Origin of the sequence: Streptomyces bungoensis, from assembly GCF_001514215.1 — a bacterium.
GTDB lineage: Bacteria > Actinomycetota > Actinomycetes > Streptomycetales > Streptomycetaceae > Streptomyces > Streptomyces bungoensis.
The window spans coordinates 82,733-97,411 of sequence record NZ_KQ948856.1 but is presented as its reverse complement, the minus strand read 5'-3'; the positions used below and the strand labels follow the sequence as shown (position 1 = coordinate 97,411).

Below are 14,679 nucleotides of genomic sequence, written 5' to 3'. Positions count from 1 at the left end.
GCCGGGCCGCCGTCGGGGCGCGAGGCTCAGGCGGCCTTCGCCTTCGTGGCGTACATGTCGACGTACTCCTGGCCGGAGAGCCGCATCACCTCGGTCATCACGGAGTCGGTCACCGCGCGCAGCACGTAGCGGTCCCGGTCCATCCCGTCGTACCGGGAGAACTCCATCGGCGCGCCGAACCGGACGGTCACGCGCCCCGGCCGCGGGATGCCCCGCCCGCCCGGCTGCAGCTTGTCCGTGCCGATCATCGCGAAGGGCACCACCGGCGCCCCGGTCATCAGCGTCAGCCGGGCGATGCCGGTGCGCCCCCGGTACAGCCGGCCGTCGGGCGACCGCGTCCCCTCGGGGTAGATCCCGAAGACCTTCCCCTCCTCCAGGATCCGCCGCCCGGTCATCAGCGCGGCCACGCCCCCGTTCGCGCCGTCCCGGTCCACCGGGATCATGCCGACGCCGGTGAAGAACCAGGCCATGAGCCGGCCCTTGAACCCCTTGCCGGTGACGTACTCGTCCTTGCCGATGAAGCAGACCTGCCGCTTGGTGACCACCGGCAGCACGATCGAGTCGATGAACGTGAGGTGGTTGCCCGCGAGGATGACCGGCCCGTCCCCGGGGATGTGCTCCATGCCCTCCACCTGTGGGCGGAACATCAGGCGCATGATCGGTCCGAGCACTGCCTTGATGAGCGCGAAGCGGGACAACGGATCCTCCGGCGTCGAGAGGGGTCGGTATGAGTCTGTGCAGGTGAGGACATTACTCGCGGCTCAGGGGGAAGCGCACATCGGGTACGCCCGGTTCACCGATGTCTTACGCACTGTTGACGCTGGTTTACCTGCGGTGGCGCCTCTGACACCCGGACGGCGGTGTGACGGACATCGCGCCCGGCCGCACCGCCGCGGCGGCCGACGGAGCGTCATGTTCCGTCCCCGACCGGTCAGACGGCGTCACCCGCGTGTTCGAACACAGGTCTCCCCTCCGTCACACGCACGCCCCTACGATCGCCCCGCAGCGAAGAGCCGACGGCAGGAGGGCGCGCCCATGGACGGCGACCAGGGACACGAGCAGACGCAGGGAACCGGACGGCGGGCGCTCCTCGGCGCCGCGGTGCTCGGGGCGGGCGGAGCGGTGCTGGGGGTGCCCGGCTCCGCCGCGGCCGCCGCGACCCGGGCGTCCGGGCGCGGGGGCCGCGGGCTGAAGAGCCTTCCGGTGCCGACGATCATCGGCCACCGGGGCACCGCCGGCTACCGCCCGGAGCACACCTTCGGCTCGTACGACCTGGCCCTCGACCTCGGCGCCGACGTCGTGGAGGCCGGCGACCTGGTCCCCACGAAGGACGGCCACCTCGTCTGCCGCCACGAACCGGAGATCGGCGGCACCACGGACGTGGCCGCGCACCCGGAGTTCGCGGACCGCAGGACCACCAAGGTCCTCGACGGCGTCCCCACCACCGGCTGGTTCACCGAGGACTTCACCCTCGCCGAGCTGAAGACCCTGCGCGCCGTCGAGCGCATCCCGGCCAACCGGCCGCACAACACCCTCTACGACGGGCGCTGGGAGATCCCCACCTTCGAAGAGGTCCTGAAGTGGCAGGACGAGCAGACCCGCAGGCGCGGCCGGCAGGTCTGGATCTACCCCGAGACCAAGCACCCCACCTACTTCCGCAAGCTGGGCCTCGGCCTGGAGGAGCGGGTGGCCAAGCTGCTGCGCAGGCACGGCAAGGACGGCCGCGACGCCCCCGTCATCCTGCAGTCCTTCGAGCCGACCAGCATCCAGCGGCTGAACCGGCTCGTCGACAACCCGCTCGTCGTGCTGCTCTCCTCGGCCGACAGCCGCCCCTACGACTTCGTCGAGACGGGCGACCCGCGCACGGTCGCCGACCTGATCAGGCCCGCGGGCCTGCGGGAGATCGCCGGCTACGCCCAGGGCATCGGCCCCACGCTGGACCTGGTCATCCCGAAGAACGCCGACGGCACCCTCGGCACGCCGACCACCCTGGTCGCCGACGCGCACAAGGTGGGGCTGGTCCTGCACCCGTACACCATGCGCAACGAGAACCCCTTCCTGCCGGCCGAGTACCGCAAGGGCACCGCGAAGGACGCCTACGGCGACGTCTTCGGCGCCTACCGCACGTACTTCGCGACCGGCATCGACGGCGTCTTCACCGACAACGCCGACACCGGACTGCTCGCCCGCGCCGACTTCCTGGCCCGCTGAGCCCCCGTCAACCGTCCGGCCCACCGCACCCCGTTCGGGCCGACTCCGCGTCGCCCCGGCAACCCGCCGCCGGGGCGACGCGTCGTTTACGCGTGTGACCCACGACCTGGTAGCCGCCCTGCGGCCCCTGCTCACCGCCGAAGCCTCCGCCGAGGCCCCCGCCTCCGGGAGCGAGCCGGGCGATCTGGAGCAGGCCGTCTGGCTGCGGCTGCTGGAGCGCCTGGAGGCCGGCGCGCCACCGTCCGACCCGCCCGAGTGGCTGCGCAGGGCGGTCCGTGCCGAGGCGCGCCGCAGCCGTCGTACCGCCCGCCTCGAACGGCCCTACGACGCCGAGCCGGCCGACGAGGCCCGTCCCGGTCCCGAGCAGACGGCGCTCACCGCCGCCCGGTACCGCGCCCTGCGCGCGGCGGTGCGCCGGCTGCCCGGCCGCTGCCCCCGCCTGCTGGAGGCGCTGCTGTCGCCCGAGGACCCGACCTACCGTGAGATCGCGGGGGAGTTGGGTATCTCACAGGGCGCTCTGGGCCCGGAACGCTCCCGATGTCTGGGATGTCTGCGGCGATTGCTGGCGCCGGAGGTTGTGGCCCGACAAGCGCGGGGATAGAAGTGGGGAACGACCGGTGATCAGGTGAGCGGGAGGCATGCGCACATGGGCATGAGCGTGACCATCTCGGGGGCGACCGAGCACGACGCGGAGCAGATCCTCAAGCTCCAGTACCTCTGCTTCCAGAGCGAGGCGGCGCTGTACGGCAACTACCACATCGACCCGCTCGTCCAGAGCCTCGACTCCCTCCGCCGGGAAGTGGCCTCCGACTGCGTCTTCGTCGCCCGGCTCGGCGACGAGGTGGTCGGCTCCGTGCGGGGCAGGGTCACCGAGGACGGCTCCGCCCGCATCGGCAGGCTGTGCGTCCACCCCCGCCTGCAGGGCCACGGCATCGGCGCCCGGCTGCTCCGCGCGGCCGAGAACGCCCTCGCCGAACAGCGCGGCGCAACCCGGTTCCGCCTGCACACCGGACACCGCAGCGAGGGCAACCTCCGGCTCTACCGGCGCGTCGGCTACGAGGCGGTGGGCCGCTCCCAGGGCGCCGACGGCGTGGAGATGATCGTCCTGGAGAAGCAGGTCGCCGCCGACTCGTTCGCGGCGACCGCCTGACGCCGTACCAGGTCCTGCCGGGCCGTGCGCGGGTCAGGCCTCCGGGCCGGGCCTGCGCACCGCCGACCTGCGCAGCCAGTACAGCGCCGTCAGCGGCAGCAGCACCGGGATGAACACGTACCCCATGCCGTAGTCCGACCACACGGTCGCATCGGGGAAGGCCGACGGCTCGACCACCGTCCAGGTGCCCACGATCAGTACGCCCGCGAGCTCCGCGGCGCAGCACACCAGCGCCACCCGGCGCGCGGTCTCGCCGCCCCGCACCAGCGTGTACGTGATGAAGCCGTACACCAGGCCCGCCACCGCCGACAGGGAGTAGGCGAGCGGCGCCCGGCCGAAGTCGGTGGCGATCTGGTACGCCGAGCGGGAGACCGCGCCGACGACCATCACGCCGTAGAACCACACGAGCAGCATGCCCGGCCCGCTGATGAGCCGGCCCGGCTTCTCCTCCACCGCCGTCACCTCAGCCTCCCCAGATGTCGTAGAGCCGCACCTCGAGCACGGCCAGCACCACACCGCCGGCCGCCGCCGTCACCGAGCCCCAGCGCGTCCGCTCGGCCAGCGACATCAGGCCCGCCGCCGGAACGCACGCGAAGGCGCCCAGCAGATAGGCCACGAAGATCGTCGTGCCCTGGGCCGGCTTCTCGCCCCGCGCCAGCTGCACGATGCCGACGACCAGCTGGACCACCGCCAGCAGCGACACCACGGCCATGCCGATGAAGTGCCAGTCCTTGGTCGGCTGGTCCCGGTAGGCGGCCCAGCCGCACCAGGCGGCGAGCAGCAGCGCGGCGACCCCGGTCACCAGCGTCAGGGCGTTGAGCATGCCGTGACCTTATTACGGCCGAATCGGGCGCACGCCGCCGACCCCGGCGTACGCCGTAGGGTCGAAGCCATGACGATCCACGCACACGCCCTCCTGTTCGACAACGACGGCACCCTGGTCTCCTCCCTCGACTCCGTCGAGCGCTGCTGGACCCGGTGGGCGGGCGAGTACGGGATCACCGCCGAGGAGTTCCGGCGCGTGGAACTGCACGGCCGGCCCGCCGTGGACATAGTCGCCGACCTGCTGCCCGCCCGGCTCGTGCCCGAGGCGGTCGCCCGGGTCGAGCAGCTGGAGGTGGAGGACGTGCCGAACGGGGGCGTGCGGCTCCTGCCCGGCACGCGGGAGTTCCTGGACTCCCTGCCCGCCGACCGCTGGGCCGTCGTCACCTCCGCCACCCGGCGCCTGGCCGAGGCCCGGCTGGACGCCGTCGGCATCCTGCCCAAGACCCTGATCACCGCCGACGACATCACCCGAGGCAAGCCCGACCCCGAGCCCTACCTGCTCGCCGCACGGCAGCTCGGCGTCGACCCGGCCCACTGCGTGGTCTTCGAGGACGCCCCCGCCGGACTCCAGGCGGGCCGCGCGGCCGGCATGACCACCGTGGCGTTGGCCACAACCCACCGGGCCGAGGAGCTGACCGCCGACCTGGTGGTGAACGACCTGTCGGCCCTGTCGGCACTGGTCACCGACGAGGGAGTGGAGATCTCCCGACGCGGCTGAGCACCGCCCGCCGCTGTCCACGGCTGTCCAGCATGCGGACGGCGGCGGCCTGTCAGCACCGTGGGTCTGGTTTACTGATCGCATGACCACGACGAGCACCCGCACTCCTGCGACCGAGGCGACCATGACGCCCGGTGCTCGCTGTATGTGTCGAATGTGCGCCTTCTAGAGGGCCCCCGCACCACCTGAGCCTCGCGCCCCGAAGCGAGAGCCGCGGCCTGTCCGCGCCGCCCGAGCGGCGTCCCGGACCGACGCCCGCCGGCGCACACGACGTTCTCCCCGGTTCCCTCGCCCCTGCGAGAACCGTGCCGCGTCCCTGACCGAATGCCACGCATGCACCCGTGCCCGGGCACACCCACGCCCGCGCACTCGACAGTGACGGAAAACCCACGTGATCACCACCACGGGCCTGACCAAGGTCTACCGCTCCCGCGGCCGTGAGGTCACCGCCTTGGACGGCGTCGATCTCCACGTCCGCGAAGGCGAGGTCTACGGCGTCATCGGCCAGTCCGGCGCCGGGAAGTCCTCCCTCATCCGCTGCGTCAACCTGCTGGAGCGCCCCACCGCCGGCACCGTGACCGTCGCCGGCCAGGACCTCACCGCGCTCGCCGGACGCGGCCCGCGCGCGGGCCGGGAACTGCGCCGCGCCCGCAGCCGCATCGGCATGGTCTTCCAGCACTTCAACCTGCTGTCCTCGCGGACCGTGCAGGACAACGTCGAACTGCCGCTGGAGATCCTCGGCACGTCGGGGAGGGAGCGTTCCCGCAAGGCGCTCGAACTGCTCGACCTGGTCGGCCTCGCCGACAAGGCCAGGGCCTACCCCGCCCAGCTGTCCGGCGGCCAGAAGCAGCGCGTCGGCATCGCCCGCGCCCTGGCCGGCGACCCCAAGGTCCTGCTCTCCGACGAGGCCACCAGCGCCCTCGACCCGGAGACCACCCGCTCCATCCTCCAGCTGCTGCGCGACCTGAACCGGCAGCTCGGCCTGACCGTGCTGCTCATCACCCACGAGATGGACGTCGTGAAGTCGGTCTGCGACTCCGCCGCCCTGATGGAGAGGGGCAGGATCGTCGAGCACGGCACGGTCAGCGAGCTGCTGGCCACCCCGGGCTCCGCGCTGGCCACCGCGCTCTTCCCGGTGGGCGGCGAGGCCACCGGCGCCGACCGGACCGTCCTCGACGTCACCTTCCACGGCGAGGCCGCCACCCAGCCGGTCATCTCCCAGCTCTCGCGCACCTACAACATCGACATCTCGATCCTCGGCGCCGCCATCGACACCGTCGGCGGCCTCCAGATCGGCCGCATGCGCATCGAACTGCCCGGCCGCTACGAGGACAACGTGGTGCCGGTCGGCTTCCTGCGCGAACAGGGGCTGCGGATCGACGTCGTCGGGGCCCGGCACCAGGAGCCGGTGCTGGTCGAGGAGGGTGCGAAGTGACCTGGTCGGAGATGCAGCCCCTGCTGTCGCAGGCGTGTTCCGAGACGTTCTCGATGGTGCTCTGGTCCACCCTGATCGCCGTCGCCGCCGGGCTCCCGCTCGGCATCCTGCTCGTCCTCACCGACCGCGGCGGGCTGCTGCAGAACCTCGTCGCCAACAAGGTGACCGGCCAGATCGTGAACGTCGGCCGCTCGATGCCGTTCATCATCCTGATGGTCGCCCTGATGAGCTTCACCCGCTGGGTCACCGGTACCACCATCGGCACGACCGCGGCCATCGTGCCGCTCGCCATCGGCGGCATCCCCTTCTTCGCCCGCCTCGTCGAGACGGCCGTCCGCGAAGTGGACGGCGGGCTCGTCGAAGCCGTCCAGGCCATGGGCGGCAACACCTGGACCATTGTCCGCAAGGTCCTCGTCCCCGAGGCGCTGCCGTCGCTGATCGCCAGCACGACCACCACGGTCATCGCCCTCATCGGCTACTCCGCCATGGCCGGCACGGTCGGCGGCGGCGGCCTCGGCGACCTCGCCGTCCGCTACGGCTACCAGCGCTTCGAGACCCAGCTGATGTGGATCACCGTGCTGATCCTCGCCGTCGCCATCTCCCTCATCCAGTTCGCCGGCGACCTCGCCGCCCGCTCCCTGCACGCCCGCGGCGGCCGCTCCGGACCGGCGCCCAGGCTGCGCCTGCTGAAGGCCGGCGAACCGGCCGGGGCCGGCACCGGAAAGGTCGCCTGACCCCCCCACAGTCTCCCCGTCCGCCCACCCGTCACCCGACCACCACCCCTCAACGACGGCGCTTCGCGCCGACAGCCCCTGATCCGGGGCCGCACCACCAGCACCACCCTTAAGGAAAGGCACTTTTCGTGCGTAACACCGCCAAGCTCACCACCGCCGTCCTCGCCGCCGGAGCCCTCACCTTCGGGCTGACCGCCTGCGGTTCCGGCAAGGACTCCGGCTCCGCCGACCGCAGCGGACCGCTGGTCGTCGCCGCGAGCCCGACCCCACACGCCGAGATCCTGAACTTCGTCAAGGACAACCTGGCGAAGAAGGCGGGCCTCGACCTCCAGGTCAAGGAGTTCACCGACTACATCACGCCCAACACGGCGACCGAGGACGGCTCGGTGGACGCCAACTACTTCCAGACCAAGCCGTACCTCGACGACTTCAACAAGAAGCGCGGCACCCACATCGTGCCCGTCGTCACGGTGCACCTGGAGCCGCTCGGCCTCTACTCCCACAAGGTCAAGAGCGCCGACGCGCTGAAGAGCGGTGCGACCGTCGCGGTCCCCAACGACGCCTCCAACGAGGCCCGTGCCCTGAAGCTGCTCGCCGACAACGGGCTCATCACCCTCAAGTCCGGCGCCGGCGTCGAGGCCACCCCGCAGGACATCGTCAAGAACCCCAGGAACCTCAGGTTCAAGGAGGTCGAGGCGGCCCAGACCCCGCGCTCCCTGGACGACGTCGACGCCGCGGTGGTCAACGGCAACTACGCCATCCCCGCGGGCCTGAAGCCCGCCAAGGACGCCCTCCTCCTGGAGTCCGCGAAGAACAACCCGTACGGCAACTTCCTCGCCGTGAAGAAGGGCAACGAGAAGGACCCGCGGGTCGAGAAGCTCGCCAAGCTGCTGACCTCGCCCCAGGTGAAGAAGTTCATCGAGGACAAGTACCAGGGCTCGGTCGTCCCCTCCTTCTGAGCACCCTCCCGCCGGCCGTGCCGCCCGGCCCGCGGCACGTAAACGGCGTATCGCCACGCACGGGGTCCACTCCCTCACGAGGAGTGGGCCCCGTTGTGCTGTTCGGTGGTTTCATGCTGCATGCTGGGCAGTTCAGCGGGGCCCGGCGGTCCTGACGGTGTCTTAGAGGAACTTCTGCAGAAGGTTACGGAGCGGCGCATGACTAGCACCTTCCCCAACGTCTCCATCAGCACGGAGCGGTTGGTGCTGCGTCCCCTCGACGAGGACGACGTGCCCGCACTGGCCGAGATGATGAACGACGAGCAGATCGCCGCCTGGACCGACGTCCCCCAGCCGTTCACCGAGGAGAGCGCCCGGCACTGGATCACCGCGTACACGCCCGCCGAACGCACCGCCGGCCGCGGCCTGGACCTCGCCGTCACCGAGTTCCTCACCCAGCGCCTGGTCGGCGTCGTCCAGCTGACCAAGACCGACTGGCACATCCGCTCCACCGAGCTGTCGTACATCATCGCCCCCTGGGCCCGCGGCGAGGGGTACGCCTCCGAGGCCGCGCTCGCCACCGCCCAGTGGCTGTTCGGCGACCAGAAGTTCGAGCGCATCGAGATCCGCACCGCCGCCGACAACACCGCCTCCCAGCAGGTCGCGCAGAAGATCGGCGGCATCAGCGAGGGCGTCCTGCGCAACGCCTGCATAGCCCACGTCCGCGCCGAGGACGGCACCTGGACCGACATGCGCACCGACTTCATCGTGTGGAGCCTGCTCCCGGAGGACCTGGAGGGGGCCGACGGAGAGCTCGCCGAGACCGGCGAGTTCACCTCCTACTCCGACTGGAACTGACGCCCGCCGGACCCCGCGGGCCGCGCCCCCGCGCGCGGCCGACAGCTTCACCGGGTACTCTCACGGAGCCTGCCCACAGGCCCGTACCCCTGACGACCCGCGACGACCTGGAGAGAGACGAACGATGGCCGACCGGGTCACGGTGATCGGCTGGGACGGCTCGCCGCCGACCGACGCGGCACGCGCCGCCCTCGGCGCCGCCACGCTGGTGGCGGGCGCCGCCCACCACCTGGCGCTCCCCGAGATCCCGCCCGCCGCCGAACGCGTCCGCCTCGGCAGCGTCGCCCTGGCCGCCCGCCGCATCGCCGCCCACCGGGGCACCGCGGTCGTCCTGGCCGACGGCGACCCCGGCTTCTTCGGTGTCGTACGGACCCTGCGCGACCCGGAGTTCGGCCTCGAGGTCGAGGTCGTCCCCGCCGTCTCCCCGGTGGCCGCCGCCTTCGCCCGGGCCGCCATGCCCTGGGACGACGCCCAGGTGGTCGTCGCCCACCCGCGCACCCTGCGCCGGGCCGTGAACGTCTGCCGCGCCCACACCAAGGTGGCCGTCCTCACCTCGCCGGGCGCCGGCCCCGCCGAACTCGGGCTGCTGCTCGAAGGAGTCCACCGCACCTTCGTCATCTGCGAGGAACTGGGCACCGAACGCGAGCAGGTGAGCGTCGTCACCTCCGACAAGGCCGCCGACCACACCTGGCGCGACCCGAACGTCGTCATCGTGATCGGCGGTCCGGCCGGTGCGGGGGAGGGCGGCGGCTGGATCGCCGGGCGCGACCCGGGCGCCGGCCCGCGCGGCTGGGTGCAGCCGGACGCCGCGTACGGCGCGCACGCCGAGCACGGCCGGCCCGGTGCGCCGGGCGCCCCGGGTGCACACGGCACACCGGGCGGGCACGGCGGGCTCGGCGAAGGGGAGACCCAGTTGCTGCGGGCCGCCCAACTGGCCCATCTCGGGCCCCGGGTCGGCGACCTCGTCTGGGACATCGGCTGCGGCAGCGGCGCGTTCGCCACCGAGGCCGCGCGCGCCGGGGCCGCCGTCATCGCCGTCGACCGGCTGCCCGACGCCTGCGCCCGCACCGAATCGGCCGCGCGCCGCTTCGGCGTACACCTCCAGGTGGTGCAGGGCACCGCCCCGCACATCCTCGAGAACCTCCCCGAACCGGACGTCGTGCGGGTCGGCGGCGGGGGAGCGGCCGTGGTCTCCGCGGTCGCCGACCGCCGTCCGCGGCGCGTCGTCACCCACGCCGCGACCCGCGACGAGGCCGAACTCATCGGCCGCGACCTGACCGAACACGGATACCGGGTCGAGTGCGCCCTGCTGCAGTCCGTCCAACTCGACACCGGGGCCTGGACGGAGACCGAGCGGAACGTGGCGTTCCTGCTCAGCGGGGTGATGCCGGACCGCGCCCCGTGATCCGCTTGTCGTACCGCGCGCGGTAGGCTGGCCGATCGTTGTACCGCACCGGTGGCCCGGAACTTCGTTCGCCAATGTCCGGAAAACGCGCCCGTTTTGGGATGGGTGTGGTACGGCGGAACCCGAGGACGCGCAACGTGGCGCAGTCCACAGCGGGCTGTCGCGGATCACGCTGTCGCGACGGCGGAACGCCCGGGACAATGCCACCGAATGGCTTTGTCGTCTTTTGTGGGCGCGTCGTTCGTGCCGCTGGGCACGCACGCTCGTTCTTCACTACGGGGCGGTCGGTGCGCCGTTCCGGGTGAGCTGGTCGTAGAGAAGCACTAACCGATGGGCGAGGGGTACGCATGACGGACACCGGCCAGGTCCCGGGCGAGGGGCTGCCGGAGAGCGCAGGCATGGTGGAGCAGCCGGGCGTTCCCGCGCACGGCGCGTACACCTACCTCTCCGAGGCACCCGCCGAGGACGAAGACCTGCTGCTGCCGGGTGCCCAGGGCGCGTGGGGCAACGAAGTGCCGCCCCCGGCTCCCGAACCGGTCGTCGAGGCCGTCCACGAGCCCGGCCCGCACGAGACGGCCGGCCGGGACAGCGGTTCGGTCGACCTCAGCGGCGTACGGCTGCCGAACCCGGCGCCGGCGTCCGCGGCGTCGCCGACCGTCCTCTCGGCGCCCCACGACCAGGCGGGCGCCCCGCAGCCCCCGCGCCGGCCGCTGCACCTCGGCCCGCCGATCCCGGACACCTCCGCCAGCCCGGTCCGCTCCCTCGCCGACCGCGGTCCCGCCGGAGCGCCGGTACGGCAGCCGGCGGCTCCCGCCGCCGCGCCGGAGTACCTCGACGTCCAGGCGCTGCGCGAGGCGGCCCCGCAGAGCGCGGCTCCCTGGGGCGCCGCTCCCGCGGCCGTGGCCCAGGCCGCTCCGGAGGTCCCGGCTGCGGAAACGGTTGGTCCGCCCGCCGGCGCGCCCGGCGCCGCCCAGGCGGCGGTGGCCCGGCTGACCGCCCAGGCGGGTGTCGTGCACGGTCATGACGGGGTCCAGCCGGCGCACGGGCACGACGGGGTGTACGGCACCCCGGCGGAGCAGGTCGCCGAGGCCCAGGGGGCCGCTGACGGCGGCTTCTCCGAGCCCGCCCAGGTCCAGGCCCCCACGGGTGACGACACCGCGGCCGGGGCCGTGGCGGCTCAGGACGCGGAGGCCGAGGTGTCCGGCACCGCTGCCGAACCGGTCGGCGCGCAGTCCGGCGCGGGCGAGGGCCAGGGGCCGGCGGAGGCCGCCGGTGCCGTGGCAGCCGAGCCCGAGGCAGCCGAAGCCGAGGCGGCCGAGGTCGGGGCGCCCGCGACGGCCGCCTCCCTCCCGGACACCGCCGACCTGCCCGCGGACGCCGCCCCGCAGGGCACCCCCGCCGCCGGTCCCGCTCCGGTCCCGGCGCAGACCCCTGACTTCGCCGACTTCGCGCAGGCCCCCCAGCCCGTCGCCCCCACGTCCGCCGACGACACCCGAGCGGGCGTTCCCGTCGCTGAGATGCTGGAGCAGGCGCCCGGCGCGGACGCCGTGGCCGTGGACGGCGCTCCTGTCCCCGCCCCGGAGGCTACGGACGCCGTGGTTCCGGTCGAGGACGCCGTCCTGGCCGAGGGTGGGTCCCTGGCCGTGGCCGCCGCTCCGGAGGCTACGGACGCCGTTGCTCCGGTCGAGGGCGCTTCCCTGGCCGCCGCGTCCGTCGCGGCGGCGGACGGCGTCGTCCCGGCCGAGGCCGATTCCCCGGCCCCCGCCTCGGACGCCGCCGCTGCCAACGACGCCACCGATGCCCCGCATGCCGACGCACCGCCTGCCGAGGTCGCGCCGATGGAGGCCGTCCCGGCGCCCGCCCCGGGTGTCCCGGACGCCCCTGCCCCGGTCGAGGCCGGTCCAGCGGCTTCTGCCCTGGACGTCCCGGAGGCCCCGGGCGCCGTGGACCCGGCCCTGGGCGGCCCCCCGGCCCCCGCTCCGGAGGCCCCGCAGGCCGCAGCCCCGGCGGCAGAGGGCGACGCCCCCGTTCCGGACGCCGCGGAGCACATGACCCCGGCCGACGTGACTCCGGTCGCCGTCGACGCCCCGGGGAACATCCCGGACGATGCCATCGCCGCGCCCGAGCCGGCCGTCCCGCAGGCCCAGGGCCCGCAGATCGCCGGAGTCCCCGCGCCGCAGGGCGTGGCCTCCGACCCGGAGCAGCACGCGCAGCCCCAGGCACCGGACACTCCCGGCCAGGCCGTACCCGCCGCCGCGCCGGTCCCGGAGCCCTTCCCCGCCGCGCCCGCCGCGGACGCCGGGACACCCGCGCCGGCCGCCGAGCAGCCCGTGCCGGAGCCGCCCGCTCCCGCCGATCCGGCCGTCCAGGCCGTCCCCGAGCAGCCGGGTCCCGTCGTCCCCGAGCAGCCGCTCGGGCAGTTCGTGCCCGTCGACGGGCAGGTGCCGACCACGCCGCACCTGGCCCCGACCCCGGCGCACCCGCTCGTGATGCCCGCGCAGGAGCCGGCGGTCACGGTGCCCGCCCCGCGGGGCGAGGCCGAGCCCGCCGCCCTGGTGGACACCCAGGACGCGCCCGACGTCGTACAGCAGGCGGAGGACCTGGAGACCAGGGCCGCCGACCAGGAGGAGAGCACGGCCGCCGTGGAAGAGGTACGACAGTCCGCCGGACCGGCCGCGCCGCCGTACGACGACGCCGAGCGCGAGGCCGTGCTGAAGGTGATGCGCGAGCGCCGGGACATCCGCAACGGCTTCCGCGCCGACCCCATCCCCCACGAGGTGCTGCTCCGTGTCCTGGAGGCGGCCCACACCGCGCCGTCCGTCGGCCACTCGCAGCCCTGGGACTTCGTCGTCATCCGCTCCGCCGACACCCGGCGCGCGATGCACGAACTGGCGATGCGGCAGCGCGAGGCGTACGCCAAGTCGCTGCCCAAGGGCCGGGCCAAGCAGTTCAAGGAACTGAAGATCGAGGCCATCCTCGACACCCCGGTGAACATCGTCGTCACCGCCGACCCCACCCGCGGCGGCCGCCACACCCTCGGCCGGCACACCCAGCCGCAGATGGCGCCGTACTCCGCCGCGCTCGCCGTGGAGAACCTCTGGCTCGCCGCCCGCGCCGAGGGACTCGGCGTCGGCTGGGTCAGCTTCTTCGACGAGCGTGAGATGGTCCGCGCCCTCGGCCTGCCCGAGCACCTGGAGGTCATCGCCTACCTGTGCGTCGGGTACGTCGACGAGTTCCCGGACGAGCCCGAGCTGATGCAGGCCGGCTGGTCCAAGCGGCGCCCGCTGTCCTGGGTGGTGCACGAGGAGACGTACGGCCGCCGCGCCCTGCCCGGAGAGGAACCCCACGACCTGCTTGCCGAGACCGTCGCACAGATCCGCCCGCTGGACGCCAAGGCACTCGGCGAGGCCTGGGAGCGGCAGAAGCGCATGACCAAGCCCGCCGGCGCGCTCGGCATGCTGGAGATCATCTCCGCGCAGCTGTCCGGCCTGTCCCGGCAGTGCCCGCCGCCGATCCCGGAGCCCGCCGCCGTCGCCATCTTCGCCGGCGACCACGGCGTGCACGCCCAGGGCGTCACCCCCTGGCCGCAGGAGGTCACCGCCCAGATGGTGGCCAACTTCCTCGGCGGGGGAGCGGTGTGCAACGCCTTCGCGAGCCAGGTCGGCGCCGAGGTGTGCGTGGTGGACGTCGGCGTCGCCGCCGACCTGCCGGCCACGCCCGGTCTGCTGCCCCGCAAGATCCGCGGCGGCACGTCCGACATGACCGCCGGCCCCGCGATGACCCGCGAGGAGGCCAAGGCGGCCATCGAGGTGGGCATCGAGACCGCCCGCGACCTGGTGGCGGCCGGCAACAAGGCGCTGCTCACGGGCGAGATGGGCATCGCCAACACCACCGCGTCCGCCGCGCTGATCTCGGTCTTCACCGGCGCCGACCCCGCCGAGGTCACCGGCCGGGGCACCGGCATCAACGACGAGACGCTGGCCCGCAAGACCGAGGTGGTCCGCCGCGCGCTGGAACTCCACCAGCCGGACCCGGCCGACCCCATCGGGGTCCTCGCGGCCCTCGGCGGCTTCGAGCACGCGGCCATGGTCGGTCTGCTCCTCGGCGGCGCCTCGCTGCGCACGCCCGTGATCCTGGACGGCGTCAGCGCCGGCGCCGCGGCGCTCGTCGCCCGCGCGATCGCCCCCGAGGTCCTCGCGGCCTGCATCGCCGGGCACCGCAGCGCCGAGCCCGGCCACGTCGCCGCGCTCAACAAGCTCGGCCTGCGCCCGCTGGTCGACCTCGACCTGCGGCTCGGCGAGGGCACGGGCGCCCTGCTCGCCCTGCCGCTGGTGCAGAGCACCGCGCGGGCGATGCACGAGGTGGCGACGTTCGACTCGGCGGGCGTCACCGAGAAGTAGCGTCC

At 73.6% G+C, this 14,679-nt stretch carries 13 protein-coding genes; 10 read left to right on the top strand and 3 right to left on the bottom strand.

The genetic code is table 11. From position 1 onward, the window contains the following. Positions 1-26: 26 nt before the first annotated feature. Positions 27-656, bottom strand: coding sequence for a lysophospholipid acyltransferase family protein (locus AQJ66_RS14945; protein WP_079060243.1), 630 nt, complete (start codon positions 654-656; stop codon positions 27-29). Between the two features lie 379 nt (positions 657-1,035). Here AQJ66_RS14945 and AQJ66_RS14940 point away from each other — a divergent pair, with 379 nt between their 5' ends. The 3 genes from AQJ66_RS14940 to AQJ66_RS14930 all read left to right on the top strand — a co-directional run bounded on the left by AQJ66_RS14940 (position 1,036) and on the right by AQJ66_RS14930 (position 3,361). Continuing rightward, complete coding sequence (locus tag AQJ66_RS14940; protein WP_061921078.1) at positions 1,036-2,211, top strand: glycerophosphodiester phosphodiesterase; 1,176 nt, start codon at positions 1,036-1,038, stop codon at positions 2,209-2,211. Between the two features lie 94 nt (positions 2,212-2,305). After that, on the top strand, positions 2,306-2,812 hold the full coding sequence (locus tag AQJ66_RS14935; RefSeq protein ID WP_061921076.1) for a sigma-70 family RNA polymerase sigma factor: 507 nt from the start codon (positions 2,306-2,308) through the stop codon (positions 2,810-2,812). A gap of 45 nt (positions 2,813-2,857) precedes the next feature. Continuing rightward, positions 2,858-3,361, top strand: coding sequence for a GNAT family N-acetyltransferase (locus AQJ66_RS14930; RefSeq protein WP_061921073.1), 504 nt, complete (start codon positions 2,858-2,860; stop codon positions 3,359-3,361). Between the two features lie 33 nt (positions 3,362-3,394). Here the strand turns inward: AQJ66_RS14930 and AQJ66_RS14925 are convergent, their stop codons facing one another. Continuing rightward, positions 3,395-3,823, bottom strand: a complete 429-nt coding sequence (locus AQJ66_RS14925) for a hypothetical protein (RefSeq protein ID WP_061921071.1) — start codon at positions 3,821-3,823, stop codon at positions 3,395-3,397. Between the two features lies 1 nt (position 3,824). After that, positions 3,825-4,184, bottom strand: a complete 360-nt coding sequence (locus tag AQJ66_RS14920) for a hypothetical protein (RefSeq protein ID WP_061921069.1) — start codon at positions 4,182-4,184, stop codon at positions 3,825-3,827. Positions 4,185-4,253: 69 nt separating this feature from the next. Between AQJ66_RS14920 and AQJ66_RS14915 the strand changes: the two genes are divergently transcribed. The 7 genes from AQJ66_RS14915 (at position 4,254) to cobT (ending at position 14,674) form a co-directional block, all read left to right on the top strand. Further along, complete coding sequence (locus AQJ66_RS14915) at positions 4,254-4,904, top strand: HAD family hydrolase (protein ID WP_061921067.1); 651 nt, start codon at positions 4,254-4,256, stop codon at positions 4,902-4,904. Between the two features lie 391 nt (positions 4,905-5,295). Then, positions 5,296-6,339, top strand: a complete 1,044-nt coding sequence (locus tag AQJ66_RS14910) for a methionine ABC transporter ATP-binding protein (protein ID WP_061921065.1) — start codon at positions 5,296-5,298, stop codon at positions 6,337-6,339. Then, positions 6,336-7,073 carry a methionine ABC transporter permease gene (locus AQJ66_RS14905; protein ID WP_061921063.1) on the top strand — a complete coding sequence of 246 codons (738 nt, stop codon included), beginning with the start codon at positions 6,336-6,338 and terminating at the stop codon, positions 7,071-7,073. Before AQJ66_RS14910 ends, AQJ66_RS14905 begins: the two co-directional genes overlap by 4 nt. A gap of 128 nt (positions 7,074-7,201) precedes the next feature. Beyond that, positions 7,202-8,032 (top strand): MetQ/NlpA family ABC transporter substrate-binding protein, encoded by an 831-nt coding sequence (locus tag AQJ66_RS14900; RefSeq protein WP_061921062.1) that lies wholly within the window; start codon positions 7,202-7,204, stop codon positions 8,030-8,032. Positions 8,033-8,230: 198 nt separating this feature from the next. Then, positions 8,231-8,869 carry a GNAT family N-acetyltransferase gene (locus AQJ66_RS14895; protein WP_061921060.1) on the top strand — a complete coding sequence of 213 codons (639 nt, stop codon included), beginning with the start codon at positions 8,231-8,233 and terminating at the stop codon, positions 8,867-8,869. A 124-nt stretch (positions 8,870-8,993) separates the two neighbouring features. Then, a complete protein-coding gene (gene cbiE, locus AQJ66_RS14890) occupies positions 8,994-10,274 on the top strand; it encodes a precorrin-6y C5,15-methyltransferase (decarboxylating) subunit CbiE (RefSeq protein ID WP_061921058.1) in 1,281 nt (426 codons plus the stop codon). Positions 10,275-10,621: 347 nt separating this feature from the next. Beyond that, positions 10,622-14,674, top strand: a complete 4,053-nt coding sequence (cobT, locus tag AQJ66_RS14885) for a nicotinate-nucleotide--dimethylbenzimidazole phosphoribosyltransferase (RefSeq protein ID WP_061921056.1) — start codon at positions 10,622-10,624, stop codon at positions 14,672-14,674. Positions 14,675-14,679: the final 5 nt, after the last annotated feature.